Below are 17,328 nucleotides of genomic sequence, written 5' to 3'. Positions count from 1 at the left end.
TTAAAATAACAATCTAATAAATTAAAGGTAGAACAAAAAAAGCACATAGATACTGGACTCAAGTACAGGTTTAGAAGAAAAATTCAAAAATAAAAAATCAACAAAAAAGTGGTAGAAATTTTTTTTCATGCTACCCGAAAAGATTACTTGCAAAATTAGCACTCCTTTACTAAATATTTAAAAGAGTATTTTCGGTCTTAACAGGATCTAAGAGGAAGAAATGATTATAAAAAACACTTTTAAAAAGCATCAAGGGACTATGTTAATCGGATTAGCGATTACAGCCGTAACTTTATCAAACTACGTGCATGCAAACGAACAATCAGCAATGCCACTTACATACGTCTCAAGTAAAGCGATTGAAAACAATCCTGAAGTACAAGAAGCATGGCATGCTTTTAAATCTTCTATTTATGGAGTGGATGCTGCCCGTTCAGGTTATTTACCAAGTGTTGATGTATCAGCAAGTGCAGGATATGAAAGAAGAAATTACGGTATTGAAGAAGAATATAACCGTAATACAGCCGAATTAAGCGTTACTCAAATGCTTTATGACGGTTTTAGAACATCTAATACAGTTGACCGTTTTAAACGTATTCAACTTATTAGGTACTTTGAGCTTATTTCTCAAACAGAACAAACAGCACTTGAAGCCTCGATTGCACTACTTGACGTACAAAAATTCAAAGAGTTAGTACAACTTGCAGAAGCTAATTTACAAGAGCACGAGTCTGTATACCAACAAATAGAGCAAAGCGTAGGCGCCGGTGTAGCGCGCGCAGCAGACCTAGAACAAATTAGTGGTCGTTTATCTCTAGCGCAATCTAATGTATTAACGGAGTACTCAAATTTACATGATGTAAGCGCTCGCTACCTAAGAGTTGTAGGTGAGCTACCTATGAACGATATAAAGCAAGCTGACCTTGATGAAAACAATATACCAATTTCGGTTAACCAAGCGCTAGACGTCGCCTACAAAAACAGCCCTTCATTTTATGCCTCTTTGTATAATATTGAAGCGCAAAAAGCGAACGCCAAAGCACAAAAAGCGGCCTTTCATCCTAACGTAGATTTATCTGCCCGCTACGGTAGCCAAGATAGAGATGAGCTTGGTCAAAATGAAACCAGAACAGAAGCGCGAGTCGGCATAGATATTAGTTATAACTTGTATAACGGTGGTCTTGATAGCGCTAATTTAGAACAAGCTTATCAAGATATAAACATTGCAAAATATCAACGAGATCAAGCCTGTATTGATATTCGTCAAAGTCTGCAAATTGCCTACTACAACGTCACTATACTAGAGCAAAAGTTGCCAGCGCTTAATCAACACCGCGAATCATCAACTAAAGTTAAAATTGCATATAAAGATCAATTTGATATAGGCCAACGAACTCTACTAGACGTACTTGATGCCGAAAACGAATCGTTCCAATCAACACGTTCATACATAGTTGCGCTATACGACCGCCAATCGGCTATTTTAACTATGCTAAAAGAAATGGGGAAATTATTGCCAGCACTTGACGTAATGTCAGGTAAATACCCTACATTAAAAGAGCTAACTGACGATCCTATTGTGCATAACGCACAAAATATTTGTCCGAGTTACGATGTAGCAACCACCTTTAGCCGCAAGGCATTTCTACAAAAAAAAGCGAAGCAAGATAATGCCTACATGAGTGTAACCGCTATGCCAAGGTACTTAGATATACCGTTGGAAACCGACACTACACAAAGTAGCTTTTTAGATGATGATGGTGACGGCGTACCAAACGAGCAAGACACTTGTCCGAGTACGCCGCTGTCAACTAATGTTGATTTATCTGGCTGTACAATTTATAGCGCATCAACCTCGAATATAGAGATTGGTATCCCTTTTTCTGCTGACTCAAGCGATGTAAGGTCTCAATATATTCAAGAAATTAGTCGGCTTGCAGATTTTTTAAAAGAAAACCCAAATAAGCAGGTTGAAATACAAGGTCATGCTTCTCTAGATGGAGATCGAACATATAACCGCAAACTATCTGAAAAACGTGCGTTTGCCGTTGCTGAAATTCTAATTAAACAATTCGATATAAAACCAAAACGTGTTAAATCGTTCGGGTACGGTATTGATCAACCTCGAGTAAACGAAATATCAGTAAGAGCAAATGCTGCGAATCGACGTATCGAAGCTGTAATTACTGATAGCTAAGTCAATTAACGTTATGTAAATAACTAGGGTCTGTTGATCTTTGCGGATTAAAATTTGTTCAAACTAGGGGCTGTTTAATCGCGGCGCGAGATTTGTAACCTAGTGGGCTAAGTAAAAACCGAGCAACAAAGAGTAAATAGCCCCTAGGAAGAACCCTTTGGGCAGCGCCTGTTTGGCATTAATGCTACGTTATCACCCATTTATGGGGAATAACCACACTGCATAGGCTCTGCCTTGCCTAAATACCAAACAGACTGCTGCAAATTTAACCTAAAAGATCAACAGACCCTAAACTCGGCTTGAAATATTTAAGCTAAATTTATTTCTCGAGTTTAGGTTTAGTAGTAACAACCGCATGCAGTTCTACATAACATTGGATGGTTTATGGAATTAAACGATGTACTTGATCACGGTGGCATACTCGTTGACTGCCTAGCAGTTTTATGTCGCCATCATGATAAAGAGTTTTCAAGAGAAGCACTATTAAATGGACTTCCTCTAACTGATGGAAATCTTACTCCATCAGGTTTTTCGCGCGCAGCTAAGCGCATTGGCTTTAAATCGAAAGTAGTTAATAAGCCACTACAAAAAATTAATACAGCACTGCTACCTGCCATCTTAATTTTAAAAGACAATCAAGCCTGTGTTATTAATTCTATTGATTACGATAAGCAGTTGGTGAGTGTAATTTACCCAGAGCTTACCGAATCAGTTATCGAACAAAGCATTGATGAATTAGCAGGCAACAGTGTTGGTTTAATTATTTATGCACAACCAGAATTTGCATTTGATGAGCGAACACCCGTACTTGAAAAACTATCAAAAGACGGATGGTTTTGGGGAGTAATTAAAGAGTGCCGCTCACTTTATAAAGACGTAATTATTTCAGCTATTGCGTTGGGCTTTTTGTCGGTTGCTATGCCTTTATTTGTAATGAACGTATATGACCGCGTAGTGCCTAACCATGCAACAGAAACCCTTTGGGTACTTGCTATTGGTATTTTGATAGCACTCACTGCTGACTTTGTTTTACGCTTAGTAAGAGGCTATTTTGTAGAGCTTGCTGCAAGCAGAATAGATGTAAAAGTATCGGCTGTAATTATGGAGCGGGTATTAGGTATGAAACTAAAAAACCGTCCATCATCAGCTGGCTCCTTTGCTAGCAATATTCAATCATTTGAAGCTGTACGTAACTTTTTTAGTTCCATAACGCTTGTCGCATTAGTCGACTTACCATTCGTAGTTTTATATTTAATTGTTATCGCCATTATTGGCGTACCTCTAAGTTTACCTATTATAGCGGGCGCACTTATATTATTAGCTTACGCTATAGCCGCACACCGCAAACTTGAAGCCCTTTCAGAGCAAACAATGAAAGCAAGCTCAATGCGAAATGCAGTATTAGTAGAAAGTTTAACCAATATTGAAGATGTAAAAAGCTTTCACTCAGAGTGTAAAACACAATCTGTATGGGAAAAGTCGACCATTTACATTGCGCAAGTAAACGCACAAAGCAGACTCGTTTCTAGCTCTATATCAAATACAGCATCGTGGATACAGCAATGTGTAGGCGTGATAATAATGATAATAGGCGTACACCTCGTTATTGAAGGTGAGCTAACTCAAGGCGGATTAATTGCAGCCTACTTATTATCATCTCGTGCTATGGGCCCTATTGGGCAGTCAGCCGCTGTTTTAGCTCAATATCATCATGCCGCAATAGCAATGCAATCACTAAATGAGATTATGGAAAAAGAGGTCGAGCGCCCACCTGGTAAGCATTGGTTAAGCCACCCTATTTTAAAGGGCGATATAGAATTTAAAGATGTATGCTTTAAATACTCTGACGAATCTCATAATGCACTCAACGGCGTTAGCTTTAAAATTAAAGCTGGTGAAAAAGTTGCAATTTTAGGACGTAATGGCTCAGGTAAAAGTACATTAGAAAAGCTTATCTTAGGGCTATATGAACCCTGTTCAGGAGCAATTTTGATGGACAATAACGATATACATCAAATTGACCCTGCAGAGCTTCGCCATAATATTGGTTATGTACCGCAAACCGTTGCCCTGTTTTATGGGACCTTAAAAGACAACCTTACGATAAGCGCTTGGCATGCCAAAGACGAGCAAATTATTGAAGCCTGTGAGCGAAGCCAATTATTTGATTTAATTAATTCGCACCCAGACGGGTTTGATCTACAAGTAGGCGAGCAAGGCCGCCAATTATCAGGAGGGCAACGCCAAGCTGTAGGTATGGCAAGAGCCATAATTAACGACCCACCAATACTATTACTAGATGAACCGACCTCATCGCTAGATCACAATAGTGAAAGTAAAATTATTAACAATTTAAAAAATTATTCTAAAGATAAAACCCTAATTGTAGTGACTCACCGCTCATCATTACTCGAGCTTGTTGACCGTATTATAGTTTTAGATAACGGAAAAGTAGTTGCTGATGGACCAAAACAAAAAGTAATTGCGGCGTTAAATAATAAAACCGTGGAGCAAGCCTCATGAGTGATAACAAAAAACCACTTGAACAACGCTCTTTTGAATCTGTTAGCAAAGCAATAGAAGCAAGAAAACAAGGTAAGCCATCCGTATTTAATAAACTATTTAAAGGATGGATTTCACCGCCAAATACTCAAGACTGGGTAGTCGATGCACAGTGGGAAAAAATGCAGCAGGAACCAGCAAGCGCTAGGTTACTACTTTATCTAATTTGTTTAACGTTTATATGCCTTATTGTGTGGTCTGGCTTTGCTAATTTGGATGAAGTTGCTCGTGGCGAGGGCCGTGTTATTCCCTCTAATAAATTACAGCTTATTCAATCTTATGACGGCGGTATGGTCGAAAAAATAAATGTCCGAGAAGGCCAAATAGTAAACGAGGGGGATGTACTCATTAAAATAGACCCTACCCGCTTTATTTCTAGCTTTAGAGAAAATCAATCCAAGGTTGAATCGTTAAGTGCAAAAGTTGCAAGACTCAGAGCTCTTACTCAAAAAAAAGAACTCATATTTAGCGAAGATGTTATAAAAAACGCACCTCAGGTGGTTCAACACGAACGCTCTCTTTATTTGAGTAACAGCCAAGAGTTGGAGCAACAGGTAAGTATTCACAAACGCCAACTAGAGCAGCGACACCAAGATTATATTGAAGCAAAAGCGGCACTTCAGCAGCATACCAGCGCGCTACGCTTAACAAACAGGGAGCTTAAAGTGACCCGCCCATTGTTACGCACCGGTGCTATTTCGGATATAGATATTATTCGTTTAGAGCGCCAAATAGTTGATTTAAACGGCGAGATAAACAGAACCAAAGCAGTTATAAATAGGAGTCTTTCGGCCATTAACGAAGCTAAAAATAAGGTAACCGAAGTTGAGCTCGTTATGATTAACCGCTGGAACAATGAACTCTCCGAAGCGCTACTGCGACTAGATTCAATTAAAGAAACTGAATCTGGCTTAGCCGATAAAGTAACTCAAACTGAAATACGCTCTCCTGTTAAAGGCACTGTACAACGATTATTAGTTAATACTGTTGGCGGTATTTTACAGCCAGGTAGTGATGTTATGGAAATTGTCCCGCTTGACGATCAACTTGTAGTAGAGGCAAAAATCCCGCCTAAAGACATTGCATTTTTACGCCCTGGGCAATCTGCAATGATAAAATTTAGTGCCTACGACTTTGCCGTATATGGTGGCCTTGAAGCCGAAGTATTACATATAAGTGCCGATACAATTACGGATGACCGCGAAAACACCTTTTATTTGGTGCAGCTAAAAACCACCAAAAATAATTTTTCAAAAGAGCTGACTATTATTCCAGGAATGACCACTCAAGTGGATATTATTACCGGTAAAAAAACCGTACTTGAGTATATTTTAAAACCGGTTCTTAGAGCTACATCGCAAGCAATGACAGAGCGTTAAAACATTTTATAAATGGAGAAGTAATGCGCCAAAGTATTTTTATTACACAGCCTGAATTTGAATCGAAACACTGGCATACAGCGTTTCCTGGTTGTTTGATATTCACAAAAGAACCACACAGAGTCACGGCATCAAGTATTATTTGGGTTTTGGCCGGCACACCTAATTGGCTTGAGCTTGTTAAAAAGTATTCTCAGCAACGTTTACTGGTTATAGTTATGACCAACGAACTAGAAATAAATCAACTAAGAAGTGCGCTTGAAGCAGGAGCTAGGGGGTACGTAGAAGCACTTGCTACTAAAGTAATTATTGAACAAGTACTTGAGACAATTTGTACCGGCGGAATATGGTTACCAGGGCAATTACTATCTAACTTAGTAGGAGCTTTATCAAATACACCGTTTAAATATGCGAGCACATGCGAGCTTGATGTACTCACAAAGCGAGAACGTCAAGTAGTTGATATTGTTGTAACAGGTGCAACTAATAAGCAAGCTGCAGAATCTTTAAATATTACAGAACGCACAATTAAAGAGCATATGAGCTCTATATTTAATAAGCTAAAAGTTCGCGACCGAATTCAATTAATGTTAGTTGTAAAAGGGCATTAACCGCACAGTTAATGCCTATTACTTACTCTTTAATAACCCCATCAAAACCTAAGTTAATAAGCGTATCTATATCATCTTGGCTTGTTACACCTTGAGCCACCACTTTAATGCCAATAGAATGCGCTAACGTGCACACTCCTCGCAGAAATGTTTGGTTATCTAGGCTGTAACTAATATTGTGTCCGTAAACGCTATCAACCTTAATCATTTCAAGACCAAATTCCTGAATTTTATTAATTTTAGTAAATTCAGGGCCCACACGTTTTAATGCTACCTTAGCGCCCATACATCGAGCCTGCTCACAAAAATCTTTAAATATCTCAATTTCGCTAACGGCAATACTTTCACGAATATCAAAACAAATTTTAGAGGCTAAATCAGGAAACGCCGAAAGGTACGTAAGAATCGAAGCAAGTGCAGCATCATCAAGTAGCGTCTGAGCAGATAATTCAACCGAAATCAGTTCACTTGGTGGCTCAATACTATAATGAGCCACCAACGCCTTAATTAAACCCCAATCTAAACGCGCTAATAACTTTAATCGGTTAGCCCACTGGTAGTAGTAACTAGCACGGTATACTTGCCCACCAAGCTTTAGGCTCAACCCTAATTGATTTTGCATTACCTGCCCTGTAAAGCTCGTTACTGGGTAAGTATTTATTTCTAAATTATTATTGTTGAGTGCCTCTTCTATGGCATTTTTCCAGCTAGTTGCATTATCAAACAGCTCACTTTCTTGCTTGATCTGAGCTACTTTTGCTTGTACATCAGATTGTTTACCCGATGATTTTAAAAGTTCATCCGCGCGCTTTAATACATCAAATCGCGTGTCGTCTTTTTGAATATAAGTACAGCTGTGAGGTATCGCTAGCTTAACGTTTTTATACTCTTCAACAAACGATTGATGCATCAATAAAATACGTTCACTGATTGCTTGAATATCATCAATATCACTAAATAAAACGGTAAAATCGCTGTGAGAAATACGTGCAATGTAATTTTCAGAAAAGTGTTCTTGATTGCTCTCTAAGAAGCTAACCAACATCTGTGAAAATCGACGTAGAAAGTTAACCATTTCTACTCGTCCCACTTCCTCACTTACGCGATCGAGGTTAACAACCCTAAATAAAAACAAGGCACCATGGGCATGATCTTTCGATTTTTGTAAGTGAGCCTCAAGCGTTGCACCAAAGTATTCTCTATTTGCTAAACCAGTTAGCTCATCGTGTTGCGATTTAAATCTAAGCTCTTCTAAACGTTTATTATCTTCTTTAATAATACGGCTAAAACGGGTAGATAATTGGTTCATAGACTGCACTAATCGTGCAAACTCAAAAGTGCGCGGAACGCTCGATTTAATAAAACGTTTTTCACCAAATGCATTAGCCTGATACACAACATCATCTAGTGGTTTTAATATCCTACTTAAAAAGTAAGCACTAACTATACAAGCAAAAAAAGCGACAATTAAAAAACTAAAAAATAGTTTAAGCGCACTTTCCCATAAGGCTTGCTCAGCATATTGACTATGACTTTCTATAAACAAAGTACCAAACTGCTGCCAACCATCATTTACTTGCCCAACCCCTGGCTGTACATTTAATCCATACATTGCTCTAAACCACTGCGGAGCCGTCGCTTTAAGCTCATCGGTAAACGTGCGTTTAACAATCACCTCACCATTAGGGTTTTGTAGTTCGATTCGCTTATAGTGACCGGTATCAAATGTGGCCGATACTAATAACTCAAGCTCAACGGGGTCTTTGTCTAATTGGCTGATCATTAACGCGAGTGAACTGGCGTTATCTACATTTTTTAAGTACAGCTGGGTCGAAAAATAACTTTTAGCCGAATTAGTGCTAATTAAAACACTACTTATAAAGCCTACAAAAATAACAATTAATAATGCAATCCACAGCTCTTGCCTGAGTGTTATTTTTCGTTTTTTAAGGTACTTAGATAAGGAAAATGATGCCATTACCACATAACTCCTTCTTTGGTTGTCTGCTCCAAAATTTTACGCCAGCGTGAAAGTCTTGCTGTTGGGCTGGCTACACTTTTGGTTGAATTATTAGCCCATAAACCTTGGCTGTTAAAGCTAAAAACAGGGCTTAAATCTACACGTTTTGCAGCAGGTAAAACCTTTGTTATTAAACTGTCTAAAATAAGTGGCTGAGCGTTTGGTGTAGCAAAATAACCTAACACCATATGTGCTTGCGTTTTGTTAGTGCCCGCAATTTTTGCTTTTACATAAATAAGACGTAACTTGTCGTCGCTCACCCCTAGGGCTCTCAAGCTTATATACTTTGCTATTGCGTAATCTTCACAATCACCTAAGCCTCTGCCTAACGTTTCTAAAGGGGTTGCCCAATAATCGCTTTGTTTCCATAGCAAAATATCAGTTTGATAGCGTAAATTACGCGCAAAAAAATCATTAACAATAAGAATTTGTTGTTGCTCTGGTTTGTTTTGAGTTTGTACCAACATACTTTGCCAGTTACGTGCAACAGCCGCTCGCGCAGGTCCATATTTTTGACCCATCAGCTCAATAAAGGTATTAAATTGAATAGTTAGTCGGCTTGCAAGCACACCACTAGAGAGTACAAAAAACAGTAATAGGTAGCGCAAATTGGCTTTGCACCATATAAATAATTTAGGATTTAAATAAGTTGGCTTAAACGCCATTTACAGAGCCACTGTTAATATAAGTGGCAATAAAATACATCTGTTGAGCACTACGCAATCTGCTTAAAAATTAATCCTAACAACAGCATAGCACTCAATATAAGAGGATGAGATATTTTGAATAACTTTTTTAATTAACTGGGCTATTTAGTAATAAGTTACTTTTTTAACTTCGCGTGGTTTTACTTCACCTATGTATAAATCGTGCACACGCTTCATATTAAGCTCAAGCTCGGTCACGTAAGTGTCATCTACTGCGTAAGTTTTAATTATTTGTGCACCTTTAATAAGCCCCTGCACTTTACTTTCTAGGTAATCGTCTTGAGCAATTGAACCTTCCACCGTTGTTCCTGCGGTAATTTTTTGCCCATATACTTGCTCAGTAAGCTCGCGATAAGCCTCAAGCTTAGAAGCCTTAATTGCCATAAGTTGCTTTTGCGACAGGTTAGCGCCTTTTTGCAAGCTAATAGGTGCATACCCTATCGCTTTTAAAACAGGGTAATTATTTGGCTCTACATATTTATATTCAACATGCTTATCAAAAACGCTGCTACAACCACCTAAGGTTAAACACCCAAGTGTAATAAGTAATGAAATTGCTCGCATAGCATTTAGCCCTTGTATAGTAATTAGCAGTACATATGCACGTTTAATGCCATTTATAGCATTACTAATAATTACCAAATAACATTGGTACAGTCCTTGCTCTACCTAGTTAATAGCTAACGTTTAATTGGAGTAAAAGTATGAAGTCGTTTTTATTATTGGCATTTGCAGGGTTAAGTGCAACGGCATTATTAACGTTCTCCCCTTTTACTAAAGCGCAGTGGTATGAATCAACAGGCCATGCGAACGTTCAAAATGGTGATACGAGCGCAGCTAAATCTGCCGCTATAAAAGATGCGATTACACAAGCGTTAGTGTTCTCTGGCGCACGGGTTAGCTCTGTACAAACCCTGGTAGATGGCGTGTTAATGCAAGATCAGCTAAAAATTAGCAGCCACGGCGAAATTCAAAAAATTGAACTAGTCAGCGAAAATAAATACGACAATAAATTTGCCGTTACATTACGACTCGATATTTTTTCTCAAACAGAGCAATGCCCACAAAATAGTTTTAATAAGTTTGTGGCCGTTACACAAAGCCAACTAGTGCATCGTGAACACGCCAAAATGGGTCAAATATTTGACGTAAGCAAAGCGATTAGCAAAAATATTTTTACTTCCCTGCAAAAATCAAAAATGAGCGCAGTACCTATTGCTTACTATAATAATGCAATAAGCGTTGATAAATACTTTTCGCAGCAGCACGACTATTCAAATGCCCAATTAGAAGAAATATCTTCGCGTAGTAATGCTCAATATGTCCTACTTAGCCAAATAACGAGCCTTTCAACGAGCGACAAACTCAATAACGATTATGCATTTTGGCAAGACGAGGCTTATGAGCGCAGTTACAACATTGAGTTTGCACTGTTTGATGGCACTACCTATGAGCAACTTTGGCAAAATAGTTACCATACTCAAGCAATTTGGCCATTTGAAAAAACAACCATAGTTGATGTTAATAGTGATAGGTTTTGGCAATCACCTTATGGGCAAAGCATAACCGATATCAACCAATCAGTAAGTTATGACATTCAAGCAGCCATGGCGTGTTTACCTACTCAAGGTAAAATAATGCATATGGAAAATAGCAAAATCGTTATTAACTTAGGTAAAGCTCATGGGTTAAAAAAAGGCCAAATGCTAAGCATTGCGCACCATAACTATTTAACCGACGCGGCAGGTAATGTTATGCCGCACACCATCACCACGCTTAATAAAATTCGCGTAGAGCAGCTTTATCAGCAAACTGCAGTAGCTGTCAGTATTGATGACAAACCACTACCTGGCGTGCAAATTAACGATGTTGTAGAAATAATCAGCCAAGATCTTTAATTAATCTTTTTAGTTAATTTAGCTTTTAAATTAGGGTGAGCCGATAACCACTCGCCCAATTGTTCTACACCAGATAAATGCGGATAATGCTTTCTGCATGCAAACACCACATTACGCTGCTGATTAGGGAATATAGGCAAGTAATCAATCCCTACACGGTCGGTACATGCCAACTTTGGTACAAATGTAATACCGTCATCCATAGCCACTAACGCTAATAATGTTTCTAAACTATTACCTTTATACTGGTTAGATACATCGACTCCCGCAGAAAAACAAAACTTTTGGGCTTGATCTTTAAAGCAATGGCCATCACTTAACATTAATAGGCTGCATCCTTGAAGATCGCTCAGCGCTACTTTTTTATGCTTAGACAGCGCGTTATCTTGTGATACCGCCACTAAAAAATCTTCTTTGTATAAAGCAACCGTATGGTAATTAATAAGCTCTGGCACATCGGCTAAAATAGCAAAGTCGAGTTCACCCTTGTTTAAAGCTTCTAAAATTGTTGCTGTTTGCATCTCAATAAACGAAAACTGGCTATCAATAAATGCCGCTTTCATCGATGTTAGTAACGCAGGCAACAAGTAAGGTGCAATGGTAGGAATAATACCAATAGTTAATTTACCTTGTAGAGGCTCGTTAGAAGTAGCAGCAAGTTCTTTGAGTATTTGCGTTTGCTCTAAAATAATCTCTATTTGCGTCAACAAACGTTCACCTTTTGCTGTTAAGGTAACTTGCTTGGTTGAGCGATCAAACAAAGTAACGCCAAGCTCATTTTCGAGTTTTTTTACTTGACCACTTAATGTAGGCTGGCTTACAAAACATGCATCGGCAGCTTTGCGAAAATGTTTATATTGCGCTATTGCTTTTACATATTCAAAATCTTTTAAGTTCATATTCAGCTCTACGTGATAGTTTATAACTATCAGTTTAATACAAACAAACGATTGGAACTATATTTAATTATTCACCATAATGGCTATCAACAAATCAAGAGGAACAAAAATTATGTTAAACAATATCGAAGGTCAAACAATCCCAAGTGTTACATTTGCAACTCGTCAAAATAACGATTGGAAATCAGTAACAACAGATGACATTTTTAAAGGTAAAACTGTTGTAGTGTTTTCACTACCAGGTGCATTCACACCAACATGTTCATCAACTCACTTACCACGTTACAACGAATTAGCAGGCGTACTTAAGCAAAACGGCGTTGACGAAATTGTATGTTTATCAGTAAACGATACCTTTGTAATGAACGCATGGGCTGAGCATCAAGAAGCGCAAAACATTACTTTATTACCAGACGGCAACGGCGAATTTACTGACGGCATGGGCATGTTAGTAGACAAGAACGACCTAGGCTTTGGTAAGCGCAGCTGGAGATACTCTATGCTTGTTAAAGATGGCGTGATTGACAAAATGTTTATCGAACCAGATTTACCAGGTGACCCGTTTGAAGTATCAGACGCAGACACAATGCTTGATTACATCAACCCTAAGCAAGCTAAACCAGAACCAGTAAGCATCTTTACTAAACCTGGCTGTCCTTTCTGTAAAAAAGCAAAAGAGCTTCTTGCAGAAAAAGGCTTCGCATATGAAGAGATTGTTATGGGTGCAGGCGCATCACTAACAAGTCTAAAAGCTGTATCTGGTCGTGACACTGTTCCACAAATATTCATTGGTGGTAAACACATCGGTGGTTCAGACGACTTAGAAAAATACTTTGCTTAATTAATAAGTAAATTAAATACCTAACGTTAGTAGGTAAAAAATAGGGGCTTTTATGCCCCTATTTATTAGAGGAAAAAATACTATGAAAGAATTGCAAACCGATGTTGTTGTTATAGGCGCAGGCACTGCTGGTTTAAGTGCTTATCGTAATGCTAAACAGTTCACACAAAATGTATTAATGATCGAATCAGGCCCATACGGCACCACATGTGCACGTGTTGGTTGTATGCCAAGCAAGTTATTGATTGCAGCCGCAGAAGCTGCACACGCAATTGAAATGGCTCCTGCATTTGGTGTTCATAGCTCAAAGCCAGTCATTGATGGCAAAGCAGTTATGGCACGCGTTAAAAGTGAACGAGATCGTTTTGCAGGATTCGTAGTAGAAGCCGTAGATGAATTACCAGATGGTGATAAAATTCGTGGTTACGCTAAATTTTTAGACACAAACCGCATACAAATAGACGACCACACAATTATTACAGCAAAACGCTTTGTAATTGCCACCGGTTCACGCCCTTCGTACCCTGGCGTATTTAATAACTTTGGCGACAAACTTATTATAAACGACGACGTATTTGATTGGGATGACCTACCAGAATCAGTCGCTGTATTTGGCCCTGGTGTAATAGGTCTTGAAATTGGCCAAGCACTTAGCCGACTAGGCGTAAATGTAAAACTATTTGGTGTAGGCGGCGCAATTGGCCCACTTACAGATCCAGTCGTAAAAGACTATGCAAATACTGTTTTTGCTGAAGAATTTTTTGTAGATACCGACTCAAACGTATCTGACATGATGCAAGTTGGCGACAAAGCACAGCTAACTTACACCGACAAACAAGGTGAAAAACACACCGAACAGTTTGACTACGTACTTGCAGCCACAGGCCGAGTACCTAACGTAGATAAACTAGGCCTTGAAAACACCGGCATTGAGCTTGATGAACGCGGCGTACCGCACGCAGACACGCACACAATGCAATGTGGTGAGTCAAACATATTTATAGCAGGCGATGCAAGTAACATGCTACCACTGCTACACGAAGCATCTGACCAAGGTGCTATTGCAGGTCAAAATGCAGGGCGCTTCCCAGATGTACGTATAGGTCTGCGCAGAGCTAAAATTGCAGCTGTATTTAGCGACCCACAAATAGCAATGGTAGGCGAAAGCTACAAGCAAATTACTGACCGATTAGGCCCATGCGGTTGTTTTGAAGTAGGCGAAGTCAGCTTTGAAAACCAAGGTCGTAGCCGAGTAATGCTTAAAAACAAAGGTCATATGCGAGTATACGCAGAGCAAGGTACAGGTTTATTTTTAGGTGCAGAATTTATTGGCCCACAAGCCGAACACATCGCTCACTTACTAGCATGGGCTGTACAAAACAAAATGACCGTACCAGAAATGCTTGATATGCCATTTTACCACCCAGTAATTGAAGAAGGGTTACGTACCGCCCTTCGCGACTTAAATGCCAAACTTAAATTTGGCCCAGACATTGTAAATTCATGTATGGAATGTGGCCCAGGCGCATAACCTATTTACTACACATACAAACTTGCTAAGTAAAAGCCAAAACTAACGTTTTGGCTTTTTTTTATAATTTTTTTAAGCTGATCTCTCAAAAAAAAATTTAACTGTTACACTTAATTGATAATTCAATTAAAAAGATGGAATAGCTATGCCCAATAATAAATTTAGACTAGTCACTCGCAGCGATTTTGATGGCTTAGTGTGTGCCGTATTGCTTAAAGACTTAGACCTAATTGACGATATTTTATTTGTTCATCCAAAAGACATGCAAGACGGCAAAATAGGCATTACCGAAAATGACATTACGACCAACCTCCCCTACGTTGCAGGCTGTCATATAGCATTTGATCATCACCTTAGCGAAACCGTTCGTAACTCAAGCGACATAAAAAATCATATTATTGACCCAGAAGCCCCATCAGCTGCTCGCGTAGTTTATGACTATTATGGCGGCGCTGAAAAACTTCCAAATATTTCTGTTGAAATGATGGACGCGGTAGATAAAGGCGATGCTGCTCAGTTTTCAAAAGACGAAATATTAAACCCAACCGATTGGGTATTAATGAACTTTATTATGGATGCGCGTACAGGACTTGGCCGTTTTCGCGAGTTTAAAATTTCAAATTACCAATTAATGATGAAACTGATTGATGCGTGTAAAGATCAGAGCATACAAGACATTCTAAAAATGGAAGATGTAGCCGAGCGTGTTGCTTTATATAACGAGCATAACGAAAAAGCAAAAGAGCAAATTTCTCAATGCGCTACCGTGCATAAAAACTTAGTGATCCTTGATTTAACCCAAGAAGAAACTATTTACGCCACAAATCGATTTGTTATTTATGCAATGTATCCCGACTGCAATATCTCGATTCATAAAATGTGGGGCCTTAAAAAGCAAAACGTAGTGTATGCCGTTGGTAAATCTATCACTAACCGCAGTTCGAACACCAATGTTGGCGAGCTGTGCTTAAAATATAATGGTGGTGGCCACTTAAATGCCGGTACTTGCCAAGTAGAAACAAGTAAGGCCGAAGCGGTACTGAGTGAGTTAATCAATACAATTACGAGTGATGGTTAATATTAACTTACAATAACCAGAGTAGTAGCTCTGGTTATTTTATTTTTTGCAGGGTGAGTTTTAATCACTCTCTTTTTCATATAAATTTCTGTAATCATAAAAGAAATAATGACCTCATGTTAGATACTAAAAACTTCGAAAAAACACTTTATCAAGATACCAAAAAAGCATTTAAAGACATCATTCAAAAATATGGTAACGATCTTTATGTAATGGGTTATTACCACACAGGTAGCTACTCATTACTGCCAATGTTTAATACTTTATCAGATTTAAAAGAAGTATTTGAAACAGAGTACAACAACGATGTAAGTAGCTTTTACATGGCTAAATGGAACCCTGAGGACTACCCGACGCTTGAATATTATTCAGAATACTTTGATGAAACAACGCTAGAATGCCAAAAACTAGAAAACAGCATTGATTTGTTTCAATCAGATATAGAGGCGATGGATAATTGGCACCAATGGCTTACAGCAATGGAAAAAGTACTTATGCAATTAGATGCAGAAGGATTATTTTCAAATGGTATTGAACGCGAAAAAATCACTTTAGCCATACTCGCCTATGATGAAGAAGAAAGCATTCAATTTAAAAGAATCAAACGACTTAATCCACCAGCCGTTCTAACGCAAATTCAAGCTGACTTTGAAGCAATGATTACAGAGCGTGAAAAATGTGAGCAAGAAGTGTTAAACGCCTTCAATTAAAAAGTGCAACACTACTACATATACGCTATACACAAAGTATAAGGGAGGGAGGTTAAAATATAACTCATTGATTTAATTGGTAGCCCCTGCAAGAATCGAACTTGCAACTGCCCCTTAGGAGGGGGCCGTTATATCCATTTAACTAAGAGGCCACAAACAAGCTGTGTGCTTAGAGGTGTGAATTATAACGGCATCTGGTTTTTTATATCAAGTGACAACTGAACTTAATTGCTTGATAAGTATATATCTTCTTTATTTAGTACATAAATTGGGATTAGTTTTCGACTACTCGCGACGATTTTTTTTGTATGCGCGTTAATTACACGTGTATTTACAACAACAGCATCACTGCGATAAATTAATGTACCCGCTAATACATGGCTCGCCATTTGATCTTCACTAAGCTTTTCAATATCGCGCGAAAAAGCAAAATCACCACGACTATTTACATCTATTGTTTGAGTGGTTTTAAAATCAACCACGCCATAACCAAACTTTTGTAACTGATGAATTAACGTTTCAGAAATTTGATTACCTAATTGATTACTTTTAGTAAGCGATGAATCAAGATCGACCAAGGTAGTAACGGCAATATTAATATTGGCGTCGGTATCACTTTCAAACTCAAGCGTATCAACCAAATCAAGTGCCATTTGCTCTACATAGTTAGCAAGTGTTTTATGGTGCTGAAGTGGTGTAAATTGATTGCCGTTAACATCATCTTGAGTTGATTGTTGCTCGGCTGTTTTAAGCATGCTTGCTAGGTCATAATTTACTTGTGTGGTTGAAGATGCATTCATTTCAGCACTTTCACTATTTTGAGTAAAGGCACAACCAGTTAAGTTAGCTAAAGCAAAAAAAACGATAAAGCGGTTAAATAATTTACTATACATAA

The 17,328-nt window shown here is 38.4% G+C and carries 14 protein-coding genes and 1 tRNA gene; 9 read left to right on the top strand and 6 right to left on the bottom strand.

Going from position 1 to position 17,328, the window contains the following annotated elements; all coding sequences use genetic code 11:
- The first annotated feature begins 220 nt into the window (after nucleotides 1-220).
- The 4 genes from I6F48_RS02025 (at nucleotide 221) to I6F48_RS02010 (ending at nucleotide 6,749) form a co-directional block, all read left to right on the top strand.
- Nucleotides 221-2,197, top strand: a complete 1,977-nt coding sequence (locus I6F48_RS02025) for a TolC family outer membrane protein (protein ID WP_165727530.1) — start codon at nucleotides 221-223, stop codon at nucleotides 2,195-2,197.
- A gap of 384 nt (nucleotides 2,198-2,581) precedes the next feature.
- Nucleotides 2,582-4,720, top strand: coding sequence for a type I secretion system permease/ATPase (locus tag I6F48_RS02020; RefSeq protein WP_024593177.1), 2,139 nt, complete (start codon nucleotides 2,582-2,584; stop codon nucleotides 4,718-4,720).
- Nucleotides 4,717-6,138 (top strand): HlyD family type I secretion periplasmic adaptor subunit, encoded by a 1,422-nt coding sequence (locus tag I6F48_RS02015; RefSeq protein WP_165740753.1) that lies wholly within the window; start codon nucleotides 4,717-4,719, stop codon nucleotides 6,136-6,138. Before I6F48_RS02020 ends, I6F48_RS02015 begins: the two co-directional genes overlap by 4 nt.
- Before the next feature lie 23 nt (nucleotides 6,139-6,161).
- Complete coding sequence (locus I6F48_RS02010; protein WP_010553236.1) at nucleotides 6,162-6,749, top strand: response regulator transcription factor; 588 nt, start codon at nucleotides 6,162-6,164, stop codon at nucleotides 6,747-6,749.
- A 22-nt stretch (nucleotides 6,750-6,771) separates the two neighbouring features.
- Here the strand turns inward: I6F48_RS02010 and I6F48_RS02005 are convergent, their stop codons facing one another.
- The 3 genes from I6F48_RS02005 to I6F48_RS01995 form a co-directional block, all read right to left on the bottom strand.
- On the bottom strand, nucleotides 6,772-8,727 hold the full coding sequence (locus I6F48_RS02005) for a bifunctional diguanylate cyclase/phosphodiesterase (RefSeq protein ID WP_197118693.1): 1,956 nt from the start codon (nucleotides 8,725-8,727) through the stop codon (nucleotides 6,772-6,774).
- A complete protein-coding gene (locus I6F48_RS02000; RefSeq protein ID WP_197118692.1) occupies nucleotides 8,727-9,434 on the bottom strand; it encodes a transglutaminase-like cysteine peptidase in 708 nt (235 codons plus the stop codon). The genes I6F48_RS02005 and I6F48_RS02000 overlap by 1 nt, the downstream gene beginning before the upstream one ends.
- A gap of 147 nt (nucleotides 9,435-9,581) precedes the next feature.
- Complete coding sequence (locus tag I6F48_RS01995) at nucleotides 9,582-10,040, bottom strand: LPP20 family lipoprotein (RefSeq protein ID WP_024593173.1); 459 nt, start codon at nucleotides 10,038-10,040, stop codon at nucleotides 9,582-9,584.
- A 140-nt stretch (nucleotides 10,041-10,180) separates the two neighbouring features.
- Here I6F48_RS01995 and I6F48_RS01990 point away from each other — a divergent pair, with 140 nt between their 5' ends.
- Nucleotides 10,181-11,374, top strand: coding sequence for a flagellar assembly protein FlgT (locus tag I6F48_RS01990; RefSeq protein WP_165727535.1), 1,194 nt, complete (start codon nucleotides 10,181-10,183; stop codon nucleotides 11,372-11,374).
- Here the strand turns inward: I6F48_RS01990 and I6F48_RS01985 are convergent.
- The gene (locus I6F48_RS01985) at nucleotides 11,371-12,273 is read right to left on the bottom strand and encodes a LysR substrate-binding domain-containing protein (RefSeq protein WP_197118691.1); all 903 of its coding nucleotides are present in this window, start codon (nucleotides 12,271-12,273) and stop codon (nucleotides 11,371-11,373) included. The genes I6F48_RS01990 and I6F48_RS01985 overlap by 4 nt on opposite strands.
- 112 nt (nucleotides 12,274-12,385) lie before the next feature.
- Here I6F48_RS01985 and I6F48_RS01980 point away from each other — a divergent pair, with 112 nt between their 5' ends.
- From I6F48_RS01980 to I6F48_RS01965, 4 genes are all read left to right on the top strand, one after another.
- On the top strand, nucleotides 12,386-13,114 hold the full coding sequence (locus tag I6F48_RS01980) for a glutathione peroxidase (RefSeq protein WP_010553231.1): 729 nt from the start codon (nucleotides 12,386-12,388) through the stop codon (nucleotides 13,112-13,114).
- An 82-nt stretch (nucleotides 13,115-13,196) separates the two neighbouring features.
- Entirely contained in the window at nucleotides 13,197-14,645 is a 1,449-nt protein-coding gene (locus I6F48_RS01975) for a dihydrolipoyl dehydrogenase (RefSeq protein ID WP_007583146.1), read from the top strand.
- 145 nt (nucleotides 14,646-14,790) lie between these two features.
- Complete coding sequence (locus I6F48_RS01970; RefSeq protein ID WP_165740789.1) at nucleotides 14,791-15,723, top strand: exopolyphosphatase; 933 nt, start codon at nucleotides 14,791-14,793, stop codon at nucleotides 15,721-15,723.
- Nucleotides 15,724-15,839: 116 nt separating this feature from the next.
- Nucleotides 15,840-16,433 (top strand): DUF4303 domain-containing protein, encoded by a 594-nt coding sequence (locus tag I6F48_RS01965; protein ID WP_165727538.1) that lies wholly within the window; start codon nucleotides 15,840-15,842, stop codon nucleotides 16,431-16,433.
- 77 nt (nucleotides 16,434-16,510) lie between these two features.
- On the opposite strand, the gene I6F48_RS01960 is transcribed toward I6F48_RS01965, so the two are convergent.
- A tRNA-Arg gene (locus I6F48_RS01960) sits at nucleotides 16,511-16,585 on the bottom strand.
- Between the two features lie 72 nt (nucleotides 16,586-16,657).
- Nucleotides 16,658-17,326: a FlgO family outer membrane protein gene (locus I6F48_RS01955; RefSeq protein ID WP_197118690.1), complete on the bottom strand. Its 669-nt coding sequence runs from the start codon at nucleotides 17,324-17,326 to the stop codon at nucleotides 16,658-16,660.
- Nucleotides 17,327-17,328: the final 2 nt, after the last annotated feature.

Source organism: Pseudoalteromonas sp. SWYJ118, assembly GCF_015864505.1.
Taxonomy (GTDB): domain Bacteria; phylum Pseudomonadota; class Gammaproteobacteria; order Enterobacterales; family Alteromonadaceae; genus Pseudoalteromonas; species Pseudoalteromonas arctica.
This window is presented reverse-complemented; position numbering and strand designations above follow the sequence as displayed.